1 protein-coding gene is annotated in these 994 nt (G+C 66.8%); it reads left to right on the top strand.

Annotation, left to right across the window (positions count from 1 at the left end):
• Positions 1-994 (top strand): D-2-hydroxyacid dehydrogenase (locus QZH66_RS16935; protein ID WP_305807021.1); only part of this gene is annotated, 994 nt, incomplete at both ends.

Here is a 994-nt window from a genome sequence, read left to right as displayed (position 1 = left end):
TTTCTCGACCGCGAAACCCTCTCGCCCCAGACGCGGCTGCGGCGTCCGGACTTTGACCACACCTGGCAGGCCCACGACCGCACCAGCGCCGAGCAGGTGGCCGAGCGTATCGCTCATGCCGACATCGTCATCGTCAACAAGGCCAAGCTGCCTGCCGCCATCCTGACGCAGGCACCGCGCCTGAAGCTGATCGCCGTAGCCGCGACCGGCACCGACAACATCGATCTGGCGGCCTGTGCGGCCCGCGGCATCGTNCGCACCAGCGCCGAGCAGGTGGCCGAGCGTATCGCTCATGCCGACATCGTCATCGTCAACAAGGCCAAGCTGCCTGCCGCCATCCTGACGCAGGCACCGCGCCTGAAGCTGATCGCCGTAGCCGCGACCGGCACCGACAACATCGATCTGGCGGCCTGTGCGGCCCGCGGCATCGTGGTCAGCAACATTCGCGGCTACGCCACCCGCACCGTGCCCGAGCACACATTCGCCCTGATCTTTGCCCTGCGGCGCAGCGTCTGTGCCTACCGCGATGCGGTGCGCGCCGGGCGCTGGCAGGCCGCCGGGCAGTTCTGCTTCTTCGGCCACCCGATCCGCGATCTGGCGGGCTCCACCTTGGGCATCATCGGCGACGGCGAACTGGGCCAGTCGGTCGCAGCCATCGGCCGTGCACTGGGCATGCGCGTGCTGTTCTCGGGTCACAAAGGCCGCACAGGCCAGGGACGCCTTTACACGCCGTTCGAGCAGTTGCTGGGTGAGGCTGACATCCTCACGCTGCACTGTCCGCTCAACGACCGCACGCGCCACATGATTTCCAAGCCTGAGTTCGCGTTAATGACGCGCCGTCCACTGCTCATCAATACCGGCCGTGGCGGCCTAGTGGACGAAGCTGCTGTGGGTCCGGCGCTGAACGCCGGTGACATTTCGGGAGCGGCTTTCGATGTGACCTCTGTGGAACCTCCGCCGGCCGACCACCCGTTTATGGCTCTGCTAAATCGCC

It is taken from the genome of Stenotrophomonas sp. YIM B06876 (assembly GCF_030711595.1).
GTDB lineage: Bacteria > Pseudomonadota > Gammaproteobacteria > Xanthomonadales > Xanthomonadaceae > Stenotrophomonas.
The sequence above is the reverse complement of the archived record's forward strand: the minus strand, read 5'-3'. Positions and strand labels throughout refer to the sequence as shown.